The following is a 20,794-nucleotide window of genomic DNA, read 5'->3' on the forward strand; positions in this document are numbered from 1 at the left end:
TTTAATTAAAAGCTAAATTCTACACCAAAAGAATACGTCTTAAGATTCGGGAAAGAACCATTATCTACACCTCTTTCAAAAATTCTGTTATCGCCCGTATTGCTAAACTCAGGATCTAAACCTTTGTATTTCGTGATAGTCAAAATATTTTGTGCAGATAAAGTTAATCTTGCTCTTGTAATTCCTGATTTTTCTAAAACACTGCTAGGCAAATTATATCCAAATCCAATATATTTTAGTCTGATGAAATTGCCGCTTTCTAAGAAACGGTCACTGTCTCCTCTTGAGTTCAAAGTCGAACCTTTTGTAACTCTAGGAAAATCAGTATTTGGATTTTCTGGTGTCCAAGGCTGAATTCCTTTTCTGTAGTTACTATTATCATCAAAACGATCTACAACACTTCTAAATCCGTTGTAAACAGTAGCTCCGTTTGAAGCAATCCAGTTCATAGAAAAATCAAAGTTTTTATATTCAGCTCCAGCATTTAAACCCATTTCAAATTCTGGCCAAGGACTTCCCACGATTGCTTTATCTTCATTTGTAATTTGTCCGTCTCCATTATTGTCTTTAAAACGGATATCTCCAGGAACCGCGTTTGGCATAATTACTTTTCCGTCAGCATTTTTGTAATTGTCAATTTCCTGCTGATTTTGGAATAATCCGTCTGTTTCCAAAACATACCACATTCCTACCGGGTTTCCGCTTCGAGTCATGGTGTTTCCGATAATGTTTTCGTTTTGTCCATTTCCTAAAGAAACCAGTTTGTTATTCACTTTTGTGAAGTTTACAGAAGCATTAAAAGAGAAATCATTGATTTTTTTGCTGTACGCCAGTTCCAACTCAAAACCTTTGTTTTCTACCGTTGCAGCATTAGAAATCGGATTTCCACCGTCGTTTCCAGTAGTCAGTAAAATTGGGAAACCAAATAACACGTCTTCTGTACGAGCAATGAAATAATCTGCTGTTAAGCGCAAATCGTTATTTAAAACTCCCAAATCTAATCCGATGTTGGTTTGTTTTAGTTTTTCCCAACGTAGTTGAGAGTTTGATAATTTCACTTGAGTTGCAGAAGGATACAAAGTTTGGTCTTTGCCTAATACGACTTGTCCGAAATTATTAACGAAGCTTTTAGATTCATATTCTCTGATATTTCCAGAACCTAATTCACCATAACTTGCTCTTACTTTTAAATCTTTAATGAATCCTGATTTAAAGAAAGATTCGTTGCTAATTCTCCATCCTGCAGAAAGAGAAGGGAAATTGCCCCATTTATTGCCATCGCTAAATCTAGAAGAACCATCGCGTCTGATTACCGCATTAAACAAATAGCGATTATCGTAGTTGTATTCTAACCTTCCTAAATACGATGTTAAAGCCGCTTCGTTAATGAAACCTCCCACAACTGGCGAATCTCCTTGATTTAATACCTCATAATATTGACCAGTTCCAGAATTCATCGGAAGATTTCTTTTTGTTCCGTAAATCTGATCGTAGTTGTCTTTTTGATACGTCTGACCAACTAAAAGCGTAATATCATGTTTACCAAATTCTTTTTTGAAAGTCAGCGTATTTTCAAACAACAAAGTTTCTGATCTTCCTTTATTTTGATCGGTTTGAGAAGGATCTTGAGGCTGGTTTAATGTCCAGCTTCCTTTTTTTCTCATGTATTTATACGAATCAAAACTGGTTTCATATCCAAAATTGAAACGGTATTTCAGCCAAGGCACAAATTTTAACTCTGACCAAATGTTTCCTCTAATTCTAAAATTTTGATTGGTTACATTAGAAAAATCAGCCAATGCCAAAGGGTTTGTACCAAAAGTGTCCGCAACTCCTTGTTTTCCGTAACCATATCCACCTGGATTAGACGGATCGTAAAGCGGAATAGTTGGCGTCATTCTGTACACATCAATAATTGGATTTCCAGACATTTCATCTGTTTTAGCATTACTGATTGCTAAGTTTTCTCCAATGCTAAAAATTCCTTTTGTACCGCTTGAATTGACACGAAATGAAATTCTGTCAAAATCGGTTCCGATTACTGTTCCTTCATTTCCAAAATAATTTCCAGACATAAAGAAACTCGAATTCTCATTTCCTCCAGAAAAACTAGCGTTATAATCCTGAATCATCCCTGTTTGAAAAGTTGCATCTTGCCAATCTGTATTTACAGCCATATTCAGATTTTGTCTCGGAAGTCCAGCATTGTCATAAGCCATATTGTTGTATTTGGCAAATTCCTCAGTTCCCATTAAATCATAGCGAGGCATAATTTGAAAACTGCTTTTTGCTGAAACTTCAACTTGAAGCGGTCCTTTTTTTCCTTTTTTAGTGGTAATAATAATGACACCATTTGCTGCTCTGGAACCATAAATTGCTGCTGCAGAAGCATCTTTTAAAACCTGAATCGATTCAATATCATTTGGGTTAAAGTCTCTGTTTGCAGAAGTTACTAAACCGTCAATTACATATAATGGATTGGTGTTTTGAAGATTTTTAAGACCACGAATTTCAACATTGGCTTCTTGTCCCGGGCGTCCGCCACCGCGAACTTTAACTCCGGTAACCAAGCCTTGAAGTCCGTCTGCAACTGTAGTTACCTGTCTTTTCTGAATTTCGTCAGGTTTCACTAATGCAACAGCTCCCGTAAGGTCTTTTTTCTGCTGCGATCCGTAACCTACAACCACTATCTCATCGAGTTTCATGGCATCTTCTGCCATTGTAACGTTTATAGAAGTTTTGTTGTTGATGGCAATTTCTACTGTTTTATAGCCTTGTGAACTAAAAACTAGAGTCTGATTTCCGCTGGCTGAAATTTTAAAGCTTCCGTCAAAATCGGTAACAGCACCATTCTGTGTTCCTTTTATCAAAACATTCGCAAAAGGAACCGCTTGTCCGTCTGCGGTAGTCACTTTTCCCGTAACATTTATTTGCTGGGCAAAAGCGGACTGCAGTAATAAACTAAAGAAAACTAAGAGGTAATATCTCTTCGTTAAAAAGTGAGTGAACTTTGTTTTCATTGATTTTTGCATTTTAGATAGTTTTATTTCTTTTTGTGGTTTGGTTGAATGAAATATGGCGCTTTTTAGCCGTCTGGTATACGGGCAAAAAAAGAACTAATATTCTTTAGTTGTAATAAATTGTTCATTTTGTTTCAAAATTATTAATGGTTGGTTTTTTCAAACTTTATTTTATTGATAGTGTATTTTTAAACTTAAAATTTTATCAATATCATTTATTTGAAAATTCAAAGTAGGCGCTTTTTATTCAAAATAAAATGCTTCATTTGTGTCAATATCTCTATCAAATGATTCAAATTGTATTAAAAACAGCCCATTTTCATTCAGCTGCAACATTTTGTAGAATATTGAGACGATTTGCAGAAATCTAGATTTTAGCCTAAAAAATACAACTATGCGTAAATTCTTTCTTTTTTTATATTTCAGCTTTTTTTCGATAAATTTTTCGAATGCGCAAGACTATTATTTTAAACATTATCAGGTAGAAGAAGGACTTTCAAACAACACAGTTTTGACCTCAATACAAGATAATGACGGTTTTATGTGGTTTGGAACCAAAGACGGTTTAAACCGTTTTGACGGCTATCGTTTTAAAACCTATAGAAGCAGCGGAGATCCTGTTCATAGTTTAGGAAGCAATTATATTCAATCTTTACACGAACACAATGGCACAATTTGGGTCGGTACTGATAAAGGTTTGTATCATTATGATAAAAAACTGGATCGTTTTACGATTTTGAATGAAGCCATAAATGATCGCATCAACGACATCAATCATGACCAAAAAGACAACATTTGGTTTGTTTCTGGCAACATTTTGTATAAATATGCATCAAAAAAGCAGCAAACAACCACTTTCAATCCAAACAAATACTTCATTACCACTTCGATTACGAAAGATTATAAGGGTGAAATCTGGGCTTCTTCTCTCAATAAAATCTATCATTACTCAGAAGAGAATCTTTCTTTTGAAAATATTCCATTAAATCCGCCCGCGAATAAAGCTAATTTCAGAATTACCGTGATTTATGCGGTCGATTCAGAAAGTATTGTAATTGGAACACAAGATCACGGCGTACTCCTATATAATAGAAAAAACAAAAGCACAACTGAATTACAATTCGCAATCAAAGAACCGGTTTTCGTTCGTCAATTCAGGAAAAAAGGAAATGACGAACTTTGGATTGCAAGCGAATCTGGCGTTTATGTATATAATCTAAAAACTAAAACGGCTGTAAATCTTAAGAAAAACTATAACGATCCGTATGCGATTTCAGATAATGCGGCTTATTCTATTACAATTGACAAAGAAAACGGAATTTGGATTGGAACGTATTTTGGCGGTGTCAATTACCACCAGAAACAATACACGCAGTTTAAAAAGTATTTTCCTCAGAACAATCAGAACTCCATTAGCGGAAGCGCCGTAAGAGAAATTCATAAAGACGATCACGGCGATTTATGGATCGGAACAGAAGATGCAGGCGTAAATCGCTTTAATCCGAAAACGCAGAAGTTTACTTCTTATAACGTTTCGTATTATAATATTCATGCTTTAATGCCAAGAAAAGACAAAATCTGGGTTGGAACTTTTGAACATGGTTTGGATGTTTTAGATAGAAATTCGGGCGCAATTTTCAAACATTACAGCGCAAATGATGGCCGAAGCGGATTGCACAGCAACTTCATTTTTTCTTTTTATGAAATGAAAAATGGAGACCTGATTGTGGTAACAACATCGGGACTTTATCGATATAATGAACAGGCTGATAATTTTGAAATCTTGAAATTCTTTCCAGAAACGTATCACTATACGAATATGAAGGAAGACAGCGACGGTAATTTTTGGGCGGGAAGTTATCGCGATGGATTACTATTTTACAATCCGAAAACAAAGAAAAAAGAGGTTTTTACGTACGATTATAAAAATCCAAAAGGCATTAGCAATAATACGATAAATGCCATTTTTGAAGATTCATCAAAAAACCTATGGATTGCAACCGAAAATGGACTGAATCTCGTAAACAGACAAAACCATACTTTTACCAAATTCACAACCAAAAACGGAATGCCGAGCAATGTTTTCTATTCTATTTTGGAAGATGATTCTAAAAATCTTTGGCTGACCACTTCTAAAGGTTTGGTAAAATTTGGTCCAGATCATAAAACCATCAAGATTTTTACCACCGCAAACGGATTATTGAGCGATCAGTTCAATTACAATTCGGCTTTTAAAGATACGAACGGCGATATGTATTTTGGAAACCTCAACGGAATGATCAGCTTTAATCCGAAGCATTTCAGCAAAAACAAATACACGCCTTTTATTTACATTACGAATCTTCAGATTAATAACAAAGATATTGAGGTAAACAGTCCTGACTCACCTATTGAACAGTCTATTTCTTTTCTCGACGAATTGGAATTAAACAACAGCCAGTCTTCTTTTAATCTTGAATTTGCATCTTTAAATTATACCGCGCCAGAATTGACCGAATATTGGTTTCAGCTCGAAAACGTAAACAATGACTGGGTTTATTTAGGAAGAAACAACAAAGTCTTCTTTACCGAACTCTCGCCTGGCGATTATGTTTTTAAAGTAAAATCTTTGAACAGTTTTGGCGTTTGGAGTAAAGAAGTAAAACTGAAAATCCGAATTCTTCCGCCGTGGTACGCGAGCATTTATGCCTATTTGCTATATTTCGCATTGATTTGCGCTGGTTTTTATTACATCATTCGTTATTCTCAAAATCTGACTCAGATTAAAAATAACCGCAAAATAAAACATCTAAACGACGAAAAAGAAAAAGAAATCTATCAGGCAAAAATTGATTTTTTCACGAATGTCGCGCACGAAATTAGAACGCCTTTGACTTTGATTAAAGGTCCATTGGAAAAGCTTTTAGGCATGAAATATGAATCGGAAGAAGTGCCTCAGCATCTTTCGATTATGAAGAAAAACACTTCTCGTCTGTTGAAACTGGTAAATGAATTACTTGATTTTAGAAAATCTGAAATTGGCGGTTTGAAATTGACTTTCGTCGAAGCGAATATTTCTTCGATGGTTCGAAATTTCCATTTGAGATTCAGCCAATTAATTGAAGAACGTGAATTGGAATTTGACTTGGAATTGGGAGAAAAAGACATTCATGCTTTTGTCGATAAAGAAGCATTCAAAAAGATTCTGAGCAATTTGATCAACAATGCAATTAAATATTCGAATAAAAAAGTCTCTATTTCATTGTTCAGAGATGAAAAGAAACTGCATTTGATTGTAAAAAATGACGGAAATGTGATTCCAATTCATTTAAAAAATAAAATTTTCGAACCATTTTTCAGAGTTGATGATAGCAGTACGGCTTCAGGAACAGGCATCGGACTTTCGCTGGCTCATTCTCTGGCGCAATTGCACAATGGAAGTTTAGAATTAATTGAAGATGTAAATTACAATATTTTCGAATTAACCGTTCCATTGCATCAAGAAGAAGAATTTATGCTTTATGCAGATTCTGAAAAAGAACAAACAGAAAGTGAAACGCCAAAAGAACCAATTGAAATCAAAAACGAAAAAGCACAAGTTTTGGTTGTTGAAGATAATGAAGATCTCTTGAATTTTATCACTACCGAATTGGCGGGGACTTACACTGTTTTAAAAGCCCAAAATGGCGAAGAAGGCATCAAAATCATTCATAATGAGAACATTCAGCTTGTAATTTCAGACGTAACCATGCCAATTATGGATGGATTTACAATGTGTAAAAAAATCAAAACCAATCTTGAAACGAGTCATATTCCCGTTATTTTATTGACGGCCAAAAACTCACTAAAATCACAAATCGATGGACTCGAAGTGGGTGCAGACGCTTATGTCGCAAAACCTTTTTCTATGGATTATCTGAAAGTGCAGGCCAATAATTTGATTGAAAACCGCAGACAGATTATGAATTATTATGCGAGTTCTCCCCTTTCACACATTAAAAGCATTGCGCATAACAAAACAGACGAAAAGTTCTTGAAAAAACTGGATGACGAAATCCTTAAAAATATTACCGATCAGGATTTAAGCGTAGAATCACTTGCTGAAATCATGAATATGAGCCGCTCGACTTTATACCGAAAAATTAAAGATATTACCAATCTGAGTCCGAACGAATTAATCAATATTGTACGTCTCAAAAGAGCTGCAGAATTGTTACTAAATGAAAACTATAAAATGTATGAAATCGCAGAAATGGTAGGTTATAAATCACAAACGAGCTTTGGTCGAAATTTCCAGAAGCATTTTAATATGTCTCCAACGGATTATATCCAGAAAAATCGTTGATTATTTAACCGCAAAGTTCGCAAAGGATTTTCGCAAAGAAACGCAAAGTTTAGTTATTGTATTTCATTTTAAGTTCACAAAGGCTGAACTTGAAAAACTTTGTGAACTTAAAATAAAATGTATTGGCTTAGAAATACTTCGCGAGCTTTGCGTTTAAAAAACTTATCTAATTCCTAAAAGTGAATACAATTCCTCCTTTTTATTCAAAGCAACAGAAATATTTTTCCCATCAATCAATTCTACAACATTTCCGTTAAGACTTCTCACCGCTTCGAGATTTAGAATAAAAGAACGCTGCACGCGAAAGAACATTGGAAGTTTCAAAACTTCTTCCATTGATTTTAAAGTTCCTAAAGTCGTGTACGATCTGCCGTTGATAACGAATTTCAGATAATCGTCTTGCGCTTCTACATAAAGGATTTCATTCAACAAAATCTTAATCAGCTTTCCTTCCGATTTAATAAAAATTCGATCGGAATTGATCTGATGAACCGAAGTTGTTTTCTTTAGCGAAAGATATTCTTTGGCACGATTTACGGCTTTCAGAAAACGGTCAAAACGAACGGGTTTCAAGAGATAATCGGCTGCTCCAGTTTCAAAACCTTCGATAGCAAAATTGCGGTGCGCCGTTATAAAAATAATAACTGGAGCGTTGGTAAGCGATTGCGCCAATTCTAGACCATTAAACTTAGGCATTTCGATGTCGCTGAAAACAATATCTATTTCATTTTCCTGCAGAAACAATAGTGCTTTTGAAGCTTCTGCAAACGAACCTTTAAGTTCCAGAAACGGAATTTCGGCAATAAAAGATTCGATAATATCTCTTGCAATTGGTTCGTCGTCAACAACAATGCATTTTAGTTTTTCCATTATTTTCTTAAAACTATTTTTAAATCGACTTTAAACGAATTTTCAAGTCTTTTAATTTCTAATTCATATTGATCGGGATATAGCAATTCTAAGCGTTTACGAGCATTCTCCACTCCTATTCCACCAAAACTAGAATCGTTTGCTGTTTCTTCCAAATCGTTTTCTAAACTAAACCAAAAAGTATTGTTTTCAATCTTTATATTTAGTTTTATAAAGGCATTTTGGCCTTTTAAACCATATTTAAAAGCATTTTCTATAAAAGTAAATGTCATAAGCGGCGCAACAAAAAGTCCAGCGGCTTGTCCTTCAATAACAACTTGAATATCCGTTTCATCAGCATATCGCATTTTCTCTAAAGCGATATAGTTTTTAATGAAATCCAATTCTTTTTCCAAACGGACAATTTCAGTGTTCGATTCGTAAAGCGTGTAGCTCATAATATCTGAAAGATTCAGGATTACTTCTGGAGCCAGATTGTCTTTTCTAACCGTTAATCCGTACAGATTATTTAAGGTATTGAATAAAAAATGCGGATTCAGCTGTGCTTTCAGAAAGTCTTTCTCAATTTGAATATTTTGGATTTCTAAAGCTGTTTTCTCTCTTTCAATTTGAAATTTCTTGTTGTACAATTTCGTGATTTCGACCAATATTTTAGCAAAGCAAAAAGGCGAAAGCAATGAGATAATAATTATGGTTTGAGAAAGCATTCTTTTTGGAGAAACTGCTTCCAGAAAAGTTTGGTTTGCACTCATTTTAATGACGCCTTTCAGTTCTCCAAAAGTAACTTCAAGACCTAAAGCATAATACAAAAGCGAAATAAAATACGTTGCCGCCATCCAAACAAATATTGAAATTGGAAAAACCAATATTATCAGTATTACAATTCTGGTTTTGCTTCCTGAAAATATCTTTGGCAACAAAAGGTAAAACAGCATATAAAACACAATCATATTGACCAATGCCATTCTTATTGTTAGTAAAACAGCATCAAAATAGACTAATTTATAGCCAATTACATAGCTCAAAAAAAGCAAAATAGAAAAACCTAACCACATGAAAACGTGCAGTAAAACTCGATTTCTTTTGGTGAAAAAGTGATCAAAATTCAGCGAAGCGATTTTATCTAAAAAATATCCCGAAGTCGATGTGGTATTTGGCATGTAATACGGTTGTAAAGCAGTTTCAAATATAATTTATTTTTTTTCCATTGAGTGCGAAAATATATTTAACACATAGAAGCATAGATTTTCTTTGCGCTTAAAGACGTTTCACTTTGTTATAATACACATAGTCGTTTTGAAGATATTTACAAAGGTTTACATCTATGTGTGAGAAACTAGTTTCTTTCTCTCTTCTTTTTCGAAATAAAAAAATCTATGTTTCTATGTGTTTTAAAATTAATTAGATATTGAATTCCTTTTTTATAAAATTCTAATCACCGCATTGATCAAATTAATCGTATTATGCCCTAGAATAGAATAAATAAGATTTCCAGAAAACTGTCTTAAAATTCCAACACTCACAGAAGAGATGAATGTTAAATAGACCATTGTAATAATATCAAATTTCAAATGCAGATCTTGATCTAAAACCGCTCCGTGAGAAACTCCAAATAAAACGGTTACGATAACAAATGCCCAGCCAAATTTGATGCCGCGATAATTCCATGTTGGCGCAAAAGCTTTATCTAAAAGCCATAAAGAGATTCCTCTAAAAAGAATTTCTTCTGTTAATCCAGGCATTGTGGCTTGAAAAAGGAAAGTTTCTAGATCAAAAGGATTTCCTTTTGGAAATAAAATCAGTTTGAAAATAATATCGAACAAAGTAAATCCGAAGAAAACCAATAATCCGAATTTCAAGTTTGCTGGTGAATTGGTTTTAGAAGTAAATCCGATTTTGATTCTTTCTTCTTTTGAAACTGAAAAGATAATAATCAATCCTAAAACTAGACTCAAGATTTTTCCAGCCCAATTAAATTTTAAATCCAAGTCGATTAATTGTTTTCCTGAAGCCTGCAAAAACACATCGGCAAGGAAATATAAAATAAAAAATGCTAAATATTTTAAGTTTGGTTTTTCCGATTTAAAGCATGCAATAACAATAATCGGAGCGATTGACAAAATCCAAAGAAGAGGCGTAAATAGTGACATAATTTTGATTTTTAAGGTTTTAATTTAAGCCAAAAGTATATCGAGAGTATATCAATTAAAATTATGATCGGTAGAACACAGCATCCGCTCGGTGAAAATGTAATTTTAAACGATAAGAGATAAATGTTCCTACGGAACATCTCATCGGTAGAAAAAAATATGTTTTTAAATTGTTTTACGGAACGTAAATTGGGCTGGATACCATTTTTTTTCTACCAACGAAACATTCCTACGGAATGATAGCACCTGTTAAATATGGAGAGTTCGATTCAATTCAATTTAAAACAAACCACTAATTAGAAAATGTGCCAATTAGATAATTTCTCGCATTATCTAATTGGCACATTTTCTAATTGCCACATTAATCAATTTCTACCACACATATTTCAAAATCAAACGCGCATTAAACGGCGTTCCTGCTGTAAAATGAATTTCCTCTACAGGATCGGTTTCATTTGCCAATCTTGATTCGGTTAAGAATTGTGTTTCTTTCCATTTGGTATTGAAAATATTATCGATGTTTACACCAATTGACACTTTCTTAATCTGATAATTCACAGAAAAATCGGTAATGCAATACCCTTTTGCTACAACCGAATTGTCTTCGTTTGCTGGTCTGTCGCCTAAGAAACGAGTTCTTATACTTCCTGAGAAACCTTTTAAATCTTTTACCGAAAGTCCGCTCATCAAAGTGTTTTTTGGAGCAAGCGGCAAATAATCATTACCTTTTGTTTCGTCAATTGCTCTTGCGTGTGTATAGGTATAATCCGCATTCCAGAACAACCAATTGGTCAATTGATATCTAATTCCAAAATCGAAACCTTTTCGTTCTGTTTTTCCGCTTGGTTCCACAACAGCTTCATCTCCTACGTACACAAATTCCTGAGCTAGATATAAATACCAAAGAGCCGAATTGACAATCATTCTTGGAAATGGTTTCCAGTTTAAACCTAAATCTGCTCCGTACGTTTCTGGAAGAATTTTTTCTCCTTTTTGCGCCACAACTACACGGGTATCATTACTGTGAAATCCTTTTCCTAACTTCAAGAAATAGTTTAATTTGTCATTTTGAGTATACAAAAAGTTTAGTTTCGGGCTTACAATTGCTTTGGTCTGCGTCTGATTGGTGTAAGTTGCCGCCAACTGATCTTCGTAACCAAACTTGAAATAATCCAAACGCAATCCACCGTTTACCAGCCATTTTCCTGCTGTAAAATCAAGACTTGAATAGGTAAATAAATTGGTTTGGTTGACATTTCCTAAACTCAAATATTCTAAAACTGTTTTTCTGTTTAACGTATGAGACAATTCTACATCTTTATTATTGTCATTTCGAAGTCCAGCGCCTAGTTTAAAACGCCATTTTTCATTTAGTTTCTGATCGTATTCTGACTGAAAGCCTACGATAGTTCTGTTTTCTTTCTGCTTAATCTGATCTCCATTTATAGGATCGTTTAAGAAAAAAGTAAAATTAGAATACAGTTCAAAATCGTATTTATTTAAATATGCGCTGCTTTTAATGTGTGTATTGTTATCAATTTTGGCATCGTATTGCAGATTAAAGTTGGTTCTGTCTGTATTTCCTCCTTCATTCGGATCGATTGCTCCAAAATGCGAAATCGTTCCGTCGTTTACCGCACGGTCAGGAATTTGTCCGCTCGCATCCCATTGGCTTTTAAAATGCGAAACCGAAATAGCCAGACGATCTCCGTTTTCCATTTTAGCGTTGTATTTTCCAAACAAATTAATTCGGTTAAAGTTCTGAGGCGCATCAAAATAGCCATCAGTCATCATATATTCTCCTGCAAAATAAGCCGATTGGTTTTCTTTATTCAATAAATTAAACATAGCCACAGTACGGAAAGTGTCAAATTGCCCGCCTTCAAAAGAGATAGAGCTATTCTGCAAAGCATTTTTGGTATTAAAACCTACATATCCAGCAGTTGTAAAATCGCCTTTATCTACAAAATAAGCACCTTTGTCAAAATCAATATTATCTACTGTTTCTGGAATTACAAAGTGCAGATCAGAATAACCTTGTCCATGCGCGTGTGAAACCATATTTACTGGCATTCCGTCAACGGTGATATTAATATCGGTTCCGTGATCGCAGTCAAAACCTCTTAAGAAGATTTGCTCTGCTTTTCCTCCACCCGCATGCTGACCAATGAAAAGCCCTGGAACTTTACGCAGTAAATCCTGAGAATTTGAAATAGGCTGAATTTCAAAATCGATTTTAGAAATGGTATTTAGGTATTTTAAATTATTGTCAATCTTAACTTCTTCGAGCAAAAATGGTTTTTCTTCTAATTGAATGGAAAGAAAATCTAAAGAGGCTAATTTTATTTTTTGAGTTGAAAATCCTTTTTTGGTAATAATCAGACTATCATTTATCTGTGTTCCTTCTAAGGTAAATTTTCCATTTGCATCGGTATGTGCATGTGTTTTTGAATTTAGATTTCGAATTAAAACTTCTGCTGATGCTTTTCCATCAGAATCATTTACGATACCATTTACTGATTGTGCATTAATAGAAAAAGAGAGAATAAAAAAGAGAAGTGCTGATAAAGATTTCATTGCTATTTTGGTAACTTACTGGAATAATTTGAGCGCAAAAATAGCATAAAAAAGCATTTTTCAGGTTTATTCCAGAGAATCTGAGATATTGTTGCTCTTAGGGTCGTAGAGCATGGCAGTACACAAACAATTCTTTCTTTCTTTGCTTAATAGTATCGGACAATTAATGCAGCTTTTGCAATTTTCCCAAAAAAGTTCATCGTTTGGTAATTCAGAATAAGTTACGGGTTCAAAACCGAGTTCGTGATTCATTTTCATAACGGCAAGACCTGTAGTCAAGCTAAATATATGTGCTTTTGGATATTTTTTACGGCTAAGTTCAAAGATTTTTCTTTTGATTTTTTTGGCTAGACCTGTATGTCTAAACTCAGGTGCGACAATTAATCCAGAATTAGAAACATATTTACCGTTTTCCCATAAAGATATAAAAGCAAAACCTGCCCATTTTCCGTCTGGTGCAAATGCGATAATGGCTTCACCTTCTTTCATCTTTTTCTCAAGCAGTTCTGGCGGTCGGCCTGAAATGCCTGTTCCTCGAGCTTTCGCAGATGATAATGTCTCTTCACAGATCTCATTTATATAGAAAATATGTTTAGCCGTTGCTTCTTCAATAACGAAATCATAAGATTCGTAAACTTTTTCATTTAAAGAAAAAACAGCCGTATCTGTTCTGTCCTGAATGGTTTTCATACTATAGCACTAAACTATTTTAGCGATTAGCATAACCGTAATAAAAAGAACAACCGTAAATACCATTAAGTTGACGAATCGATCTTTGTTTCGTCTAGATTTATTTGAAAAATACGTTTTTGTGATTTCTTTATTTCTTTTGTTACTTGTTTTCATATTCTTTACATGTTTTACAATTAAGGGCTTGTTTAATAATCCTCAACATAAAAACAAAAGGCGTGCCACAGCAACTCATTATATAATAAACCATTCATTATAAAACAAATAATAAAAAATAAGTTTGAGTTAATTTAGAAATGGCTATCAAAATGATACGATGATTTTCAAAATGAAAGGGATTTAAACAAAAAAAGCCCTAAATCGAAATTTAGAGCTTTCTTTAATTTATATAGTTGCTTGTAATTAATCCCACTGATTGTTTTTAGAAACGGCAAATTTACCTGCTCCAGTAAAAAACAATGCAAGAGCGCCTAAAAAATACAGCATTAATAATTCTAAAGCATATCCTCCATGCTCACTAATTGAGAAAATTTCCTGACTGTGCATTGTTGCAACTGCCACCACACAAGTTATTGCCAAAAGAACTGCTGCAATTCTAGTTCTGAATCCTAATAAAATGGCAATTGGCGCCAAAACTTCTCCGATGTAAACCGCATATCCAAATGCACCCAAGTTTTCTACAAGGAACGAAACTCCATGAATCACTTTAGAAACACCGTGAAAAAGCATTAATCCGCCAGTGCTAATACGCAACAGTAATAATCCAAGGTCTGTGTTTTTTGAAATCATAAATAATTTTGTTTTAGGTTAAAAATTTATACTCAATTGGGTTTGTAAGCCGACTAAAATACAAAAATTTCTTATTTAAAAACAATATTATTTAAAACTGTTCCAAATAACCATTCTAAGCTATCAGAATGCCCATTTTATGTTTTAGAACTTAATCGCAATTTTTCCAATTGTCTTTCCTGATTCTAAAAGTTCATGTGCTTTTTTAAGATTTTCGGCTGTAAGTCCGTTTAAAGTTGTGTTCAATGTAGTTTTCAGAATGCCGTCGTCTAACAAGTCTGCTACAATATTTAAGATATTATGCTGTTCAATCATATCTTCCGTCTGATACATTGATCGAGTGTACATTAATTCCCAAGAAAAAGAAACACTTTTGCTTTTCAGTTTATTCAAAACTACAGGCTCAGCGCTTCCGGTGATCGAAGCGATATGTCCCTGCGGTTTAATCAATTCAACCATCGTGTCCCAATAAGCATTGGTGTCTACGAAATCTAGAATAAAGTCAACATGTTCAAAGCCAGCTTCACGAACAGAAGAAATCAGATTTTTATGATCTACCACAAAATCAGCTCCTTGCTGTTTGCACCATTCAATTGTTTCAGGACGAGAAGCTGTTGCAATAACAGTTAAACCTGCAATTTTCTTGGCCAATTGAATGGCAATCGAACCTACTCCGCCAGCACCGCCAATAATTAGAATCGATTTCCCTTTGTCTTTGTCAGCATTAATTCTGATTCTGTCAAATAAAATTTCCCAAGCCGTTAAAGCAGTCAACGGAATCACGGCCGATTCTTCAATGCTTAATGATTTTGGCTTTCTGCCGACAATTCGCTCGTCAATAATCTGATATTCGGCATTGCTTCCTTGTTTGGTAATATCTCCAGCGTAATAGACAGGATCGCCTACTTCAAACAAAGTAACGTCTTGTCCAACAGCCTGCACAATTCCTACAGCATCCCAGCCAATGATTTTTGGGGTATTCAAAACGGTTTCTTTTGCCGAACTCTGACGAATTTTAAAATCGACGGGGTTGACTGAAATCGCGTCAATTTTAACTAATAAATCGTGTGGCCCAGGAATTGGTTTTACAGCTTCAAATTCGATAAAACTTTCTGGGTTTTCTATGGGTAATGATGTTTTAAATCCTATTGCTTTCATTGTTTTAATGTTTAAATTAAAATTGTTATACAAATATAAGGCGAGTTAAAATCTCCTGATTGGTATATATTGAGCGTATATTTGTACATTTTTTTCAAAGATTCTAAGTGTCTTTCTCCCGCAGATTTAGCGAATTATGCAGATATTTCAAATATTAATCTGCTAAATCTGCAGAATCTGCGAGAGAAAATATTTAAATGAAGTAAATTTGTTTGTACTAAAATCTTCCACATGAATATCAGAAAAGCCGAAAAATCAGACTCAAAATATATTGCTCCTATATTATTATTAGCAATGGAAGATATTATCTACAAATTTATTGCTAAGAATGATTACGCTTCCGCGAAAGACTTTCTGGAATATTTCGTTGAAAGAGAAAACAACCAATATTCGTATCAAAACTGTTTTGTGGCTGAGGAAAATGGAGAAATCATAGGCGCAGTTAATATTTACAATGGTTCTGATATAGAAGCTTTACGAAATCCGATTGTGGAATATGTTAGAGCACATTATAATCCAGAATTTGATCCCGAGTTTGAAACACGTGCTGGAGAATTTTACATTGATTCATTAGGCGTAAATCCAAATCATCAAGGAAAAGGAATTGGTTCTAAACTGTTGTTTTTTCTAATTAACGAATATGTTCATCAAAACAAACAGACATTAGGTTTATTGGTGGAAGAAGAAAATCCGCTGGCGAAGAATCTTTATTTAAAACTCGGATTTAAAATTGTGGGCGAAAAAACTTTGGTTGGCAAAAAACTGGAACATCTTCAAATTGGCAATGAATAGTACTGCTTTCGCTAAAGAAAATCATTAATTTTAAATCCAAAACAAACCGCAATGAACCTTAATAATGTATTTGAATCAAATTATAAAAAACTGGGATTTCTGGTTCTGAATCAGGAAACTGTAGAAGCAATAAACAGCGACGAATACAAAGCTTATATTAAGGTATTATATCTTCCGGAAGATTATCAGGTTACTATTGATTTTAAACAATATCAAACCAAAAGCCCTTCTCTGTTTTTTATCAACAGCAATCAATATCTGCAGATTAATAAGGAAGGGAAAAAGCAGGGGTATTTTATGTATTACAATCGTGATTTTTACTGTGTGCAGATTCACGATGCCGAAGTAGCCTGCGACGGATTGCTATTCAATAATATATTTGAAATGCCAATGACCACTTTGCCCGATCAAGAGGTTTTGTTTATTGAAGGCATTTTCAATCAGATTCAGGAAGAGTTTGTTTCTCCCGATTCGTCTCAGGAAGAAATGATTCGAACGTATTTGAAACAGCTTATTATTAAAGCGACGCGAATCTGGAAAATTCAGCAATTAGGTGTTTTAAATGAAGAGCCTTCTAAAGAAATGGATTTCTTTAGGGATTTCAGCCGTTTGGTCGAAATTCATTTCAGAACCAAACATACAGTTGCCGATTACGCTGATATTTTGGGTGTTGCTCCTAAAACGCTTTCTAATAAATTCAATCGTTTAGAACTGACACAGCCAAACGATATTATAAAAGACCGCATTATTCTGGAAGCTAAAAGACTTTTGGGTTATTCATCATTAAGCGTAAAAGAGATTGCATATCAGCTCGGATATGAAGATCCAGCTTATTTTAACCGACTTTTTACCAATAAAGTTGGCGACACTCCATCTAATTTCAAGAAAAAATACCTTCAAGGGAAAAATGTACAATTAGAATAGACTTTTATCCATTTTCAGAGCTTTACTAGCGCCATATCTTTGTCCTATCAAATTATAAATAATTAAAACATAAAAGATATGAAAACTATTAAAGTATTACAGCAAAGTTTATTTATTGCAACATTATTAATCGTAAATACAGTTGCTTCAGCACAAGAAAGACCTTATAAAGGGCAAAATGACCCAGAAATCTTTACAGAGGTTCGCAGCTTTTTAAATGCATTAAATTCAGGTGACGGAAAACCATTAGAACAATTATCTGTTACAGATGCAAGAAACGTTTTAGTAGGTGCTCAAAAATCGGTTCAAGTAGATTATTCTGGTATCGAAGAAACTGAAAAAGTAATTTCACAAAACGGCTTAAAAGTAAAAATTCATATTACTAAACCTAAAGGAGCAAAAGCAAATGCGCCGGTATTTATCTTTATTCACGGTGGCGGATGGGTTTTAGGAGATTATCCTACTCATAGAAGATTAGTGAGAGATCTGGTTGTAGAAAGTGGTGCTGTTGCAGTTTTCCCAGATTATACCCCATCTCCTGAAGCCAAATATCCAGTAGCGATTAACGAAATTTACGCTGCAACACAATGGGTTTCTGAAAACGGAAAAGAAATTGGCGTAGACGGTAAAAACCTTGCTGTTGTGGGAAACAGTGTGGGCGGAAATATGACTGCAGCTATTACTTTAATGGCTAAAGATAAAAAAGGGCCGCATATTAAATTACAAGTTTTATTATGGCCTGTAACGGATGCTAATTTTGAAACTGAATCTTATAATTTATATGCCAACGGACGTTTCTTAACTAAAAATATGATGAAATGGTTCTGGGATAATTACTTGCCTGATACTGCAAAAAGAACTGAAAAATATGCATCTCCATTGCAAGCTAGTTTAGCAGAATTGAAAGGCTTACCTCCTGCTCTAGTACAAACTGCTGAAAATGATGTTTTAAGAGACGAAGGTGAAGCTTATGCCAGAAAGCTTAATGAAGCTGGAGTTCCTGTAACCTTAACAAGATACAACGGTTTGATTCACGATTACGGACTTTTAAATCCGATTGCCAATGTACCTGCTATTCAAACAGCTGTACAACAAGCAGCAATTGTAATCAAAACGACATTGAAATAAGAATTTCAAAACAAAAAAAGCTTTCCTTTTTGGAAAGCTTTTTTTTTAAGCTTCAGAGAAGCGGCATATTTATAGAAAAGAATAAACGGTTACAATATAAAGCTCCGGAGGAGCGACATATATTATAGAAATATGTTGCTCCTCCGGAGCTTTTACCATATGTTACATTGAAATTCTATAAATATTGTGCCCCGCTGGGCTTTACCAATAAAATAATTTTCGTTCCCAACATCCATTCAAAAAAGCTATTCTTTTAAAACAACCCCTTTTTTATGCATTTTGTCGTTTATTTTAAACAATTTGACGATGATTCTGTCGTTATTAAAAAAAAACAGTTCGACAATTTTTGTCTTTTTTGAGATAAAATTTGCAGAATGAAATTGCAATAAAAATTAATAATCAGAATGAAAAACATAACCATATTAGAAGCAGGTTTAATTTTAAGAATAGTTTTAGCCATCACAATGCTTTCAGCTGTAGCTGATCGATTTGGAATCTGGGGAGCTCCAGGCTCAAACGGAGTCGCATGGGGAAATTGGGAGAACTTTGTAGTTTACACTAACACTTTAAATCCTTACGCAAATAAAGCAACAGCAGAAATTTTAGGCGCGATTGCCACTTTCTTTGAAGTTGTGTTGAGTCTGCTATTATTGTTTGGCTTTAAAACCAGACTTGCCGCTTTAGGAACTGCTTTTTTATTGTTCTTTTTTGGATTTGCAATGGCCGTTTCGGTTTCAGTAAAAGCGCCTTTCGATTATTCGGTTTGGACAAGTGCGGCGGCGGCTTTATTATTGGCCAATATCGGGAAAACAGCTTTTGCTGTTGACAATAGGATATAGTTTTTGGTTGATGGTTGATAGTTACGGCTCTCTATAGCTTTGACAAAACTATAAACTTCAAAAAGTCAAAACAAAAAACACTAAAACAAACAACCAACCAAAAACTACAAACCATCAACTATAAACATTTTTAAGGTATATTTAAGTTCGTGAACAAATTTGTATTCGTAAATTAGCAAATACAAAAACACATCACTAAATGACAATACTTACCTTTACGCTTATAATGATTCTGGGTGCTTTTTTAGCAGGTTTTATCGGTTCATTATCAGGCTTAGGAGGCGGTATCATTATTATTCCGCTTCTTACTATTATTCTCGGTGTCGATATTCATTATGCCATTGGAGCCGCTTTGGTCTCTGTTATTGCTACTTCTTCTGGCTCTGCCGCAGCTTATGTAAAAGAAGGGATCACCAACATGAGAATGGGAATTTTTCTCGAAATCGCCACTACTATCGGAGCGGTTTGCGGTGCCTTGCTTTCTACAATTGCCCCTACTTCTTTTATAGCGGTTTTATTCGGTTTAACGCTGATTTTTTCTGCAATTAATTCGTTACGAAAAAAAGAAGAACACATTGTCTTGGAGTCTAGTTCGCTGGCAAAAAAACTAAAATTAGACGGAACTTATCCTTCTCACGATGGTGAGATCATAAAATACGGAACTAAAAACGTGCTTGGCGGCTTCAGCATGATGGGAGTTGCCGGAATGATGTCTGGTCTTCTCGGAATTGGTTCTGGCGCTTTTAAAGTGATTGCAATGGACAATATCATGCGCGTTCCCTTTAAAGTTTCCACCACAACCAGTAATTTTATGATGGGAGTTACAGCAATGGCGAGTTCTGTCATTTATATTCAAAAAGGATATATCGAACCTGGAATCTGTATGCCGGTTGTAATTGGAGTTTTGTTTGGTGCCATGGCTGGAGCCAAGATCTTAGTACGAACAAATCCGAAGAAGTTGAGAATATTTTTTGCCTGCCTGATTTTTGTTTTGGCAATAAACATGATTTATAACGGACTAAATGGAAAAATCTAATATGGTACAGGAAGAAAAATTTGGAGAAAAAGATTTTCAAACCATTATAGGAAACCTGCTTCGTTACGGAGTTTGGATTTCACTGTCAGTAGCCTTTATCGGCGGAATTGTATATTTGATTCACAACGGAAATCAGATTGAAGATTATTCTGTTTTTAAAGAAAATGATAGAAATATATTTGAAGTAATTGCGGCTGTTTACAATGGTGCAATTCAAGGAAATGGTGAATCCTTAATATTTACTGGTATTATTTTGCTTTTCCTTACGCCAGTTTTACGTGTTTTGCTTTCGCTATTTTCGTTTTTATTAGAAAAAGATTATTTATATGTCGCCATTACATTAATTGTTATTGCGATTATTATTATCAGTATTTCATTTGGATTCTCACACTAGATAATTGTAGATTTTAGATTTCAGATTTCAGATTTTAGATTTTGAAATTTGGAATTTGGAATTTCTCAATATTGGAATTTCTCAATATTGGAATTTAAAATTA

At 34.3% G+C, this 20,794-nt stretch carries 15 protein-coding genes; 7 read left to right on the forward strand and 8 right to left on the reverse strand.

The window, feature by feature from the left end:
* Positions 1-5: 5 nt before the first annotated feature.
* The gene (locus tag BLP44_RS10315) at positions 6-3,020 is read right to left on the reverse strand and encodes a SusC/RagA family TonB-linked outer membrane protein (RefSeq protein WP_244511741.1); all 3,015 of its coding nucleotides are present in this window, start codon (positions 3,018-3,020) and stop codon (positions 6-8) included.
* Positions 3,021-3,414: 394 nt separating this feature from the next.
* On the opposite strand from BLP44_RS10315, the gene BLP44_RS10320 reads away from it, so the two are divergent.
* A complete protein-coding gene (locus tag BLP44_RS10320; RefSeq protein WP_091132528.1) occupies positions 3,415-7,344 on the forward strand; it encodes a hybrid sensor histidine kinase/response regulator transcription factor in 3,930 nt (1,309 codons plus the stop codon).
* Positions 7,345-7,506: 162 nt separating this feature from the next.
* Here BLP44_RS10320 and BLP44_RS10325 read toward each other — a convergent pair whose 3' ends face one another.
* From BLP44_RS10325 to BLP44_RS10355, 7 genes are all read right to left on the reverse strand, one after another.
* Positions 7,507-8,214, reverse strand: a complete 708-nt coding sequence (locus BLP44_RS10325; RefSeq protein ID WP_091132532.1) for a LytR/AlgR family response regulator transcription factor — start codon at positions 8,212-8,214, stop codon at positions 7,507-7,509.
* The gene (locus BLP44_RS10330) at positions 8,214-9,374 is read right to left on the reverse strand and encodes a sensor histidine kinase (protein WP_091132536.1); all 1,161 of its coding nucleotides are present in this window, start codon (positions 9,372-9,374) and stop codon (positions 8,214-8,216) included. Before BLP44_RS10330 ends, BLP44_RS10325 begins: the two co-directional genes overlap by 1 nt.
* 261 nt (positions 9,375-9,635) lie before the next feature.
* Complete coding sequence (locus BLP44_RS10335) at positions 9,636-10,364, reverse strand: CPBP family intramembrane glutamic endopeptidase (protein WP_091132540.1); 729 nt, start codon at positions 10,362-10,364, stop codon at positions 9,636-9,638.
* A gap of 372 nt (positions 10,365-10,736) precedes the next feature.
* On the reverse strand, positions 10,737-12,941 hold the full coding sequence (locus BLP44_RS10340) for a TonB-dependent receptor (RefSeq protein WP_091132544.1): 2,205 nt from the start codon (positions 12,939-12,941) through the stop codon (positions 10,737-10,739).
* Between the two features lie 66 nt (positions 12,942-13,007).
* Positions 13,008-13,631 (reverse strand): GNAT family N-acetyltransferase, encoded by a 624-nt coding sequence (locus BLP44_RS10345; RefSeq protein ID WP_091132547.1) that lies wholly within the window; start codon positions 13,629-13,631, stop codon positions 13,008-13,010.
* A 402-nt stretch (positions 13,632-14,033) separates the two neighbouring features.
* Entirely contained in the window at positions 14,034-14,420 is a 387-nt protein-coding gene (locus BLP44_RS10350) for a DoxX family protein (protein ID WP_008463328.1), read from the reverse strand.
* A gap of 144 nt (positions 14,421-14,564) precedes the next feature.
* Entirely contained in the window at positions 14,565-15,578 is a 1,014-nt protein-coding gene (locus BLP44_RS10355) for a zinc-binding alcohol dehydrogenase family protein (protein WP_091132551.1), read from the reverse strand.
* A gap of 231 nt (positions 15,579-15,809) precedes the next feature.
* On the opposite strand from BLP44_RS10355, the gene BLP44_RS10360 reads away from it, so the two are divergent.
* The 6 genes from BLP44_RS10360 (at position 15,810) to BLP44_RS10385 (ending at position 20,691) form a co-directional block, all read left to right on the forward strand.
* A complete protein-coding gene (locus BLP44_RS10360; protein WP_091132555.1) occupies positions 15,810-16,370 on the forward strand; it encodes a GNAT family N-acetyltransferase in 561 nt (186 codons plus the stop codon).
* A gap of 51 nt (positions 16,371-16,421) precedes the next feature.
* Positions 16,422-17,294: a helix-turn-helix domain-containing protein gene (locus tag BLP44_RS10365; protein WP_091132558.1), complete on the forward strand. Its 873-nt coding sequence runs from the start codon at positions 16,422-16,424 to the stop codon at positions 17,292-17,294.
* Between the two features lie 78 nt (positions 17,295-17,372).
* Positions 17,373-18,422: an alpha/beta hydrolase gene (locus BLP44_RS10370; protein WP_170830227.1), complete on the forward strand. Its 1,050-nt coding sequence runs from the start codon at positions 17,373-17,375 to the stop codon at positions 18,420-18,422.
* A gap of 404 nt (positions 18,423-18,826) precedes the next feature.
* Complete coding sequence (locus BLP44_RS10375) at positions 18,827-19,261, forward strand: DoxX family membrane protein (protein ID WP_091132562.1); 435 nt, start codon at positions 18,827-18,829, stop codon at positions 19,259-19,261.
* A 199-nt stretch (positions 19,262-19,460) separates the two neighbouring features.
* Positions 19,461-20,297 (forward strand): sulfite exporter TauE/SafE family protein, encoded by an 837-nt coding sequence (locus BLP44_RS10380; protein ID WP_091132566.1) that lies wholly within the window; start codon positions 19,461-19,463, stop codon positions 20,295-20,297.
* Positions 20,284-20,691: a DUF1634 domain-containing protein gene (locus BLP44_RS10385; RefSeq protein WP_091132570.1), complete on the forward strand. Its 408-nt coding sequence runs from the start codon at positions 20,284-20,286 to the stop codon at positions 20,689-20,691. The genes BLP44_RS10380 and BLP44_RS10385 overlap by 14 nt, the downstream gene beginning before the upstream one ends.
* The last annotated feature ends 103 nt before the right edge of the window (positions 20,692-20,794 follow it).

The sequence above is a fragment of the Flavobacterium anhuiense genome, from assembly GCF_900101855.1.
Taxonomy (GTDB): domain Bacteria; phylum Bacteroidota; class Bacteroidia; order Flavobacteriales; family Flavobacteriaceae; genus Flavobacterium; species Flavobacterium anhuiense.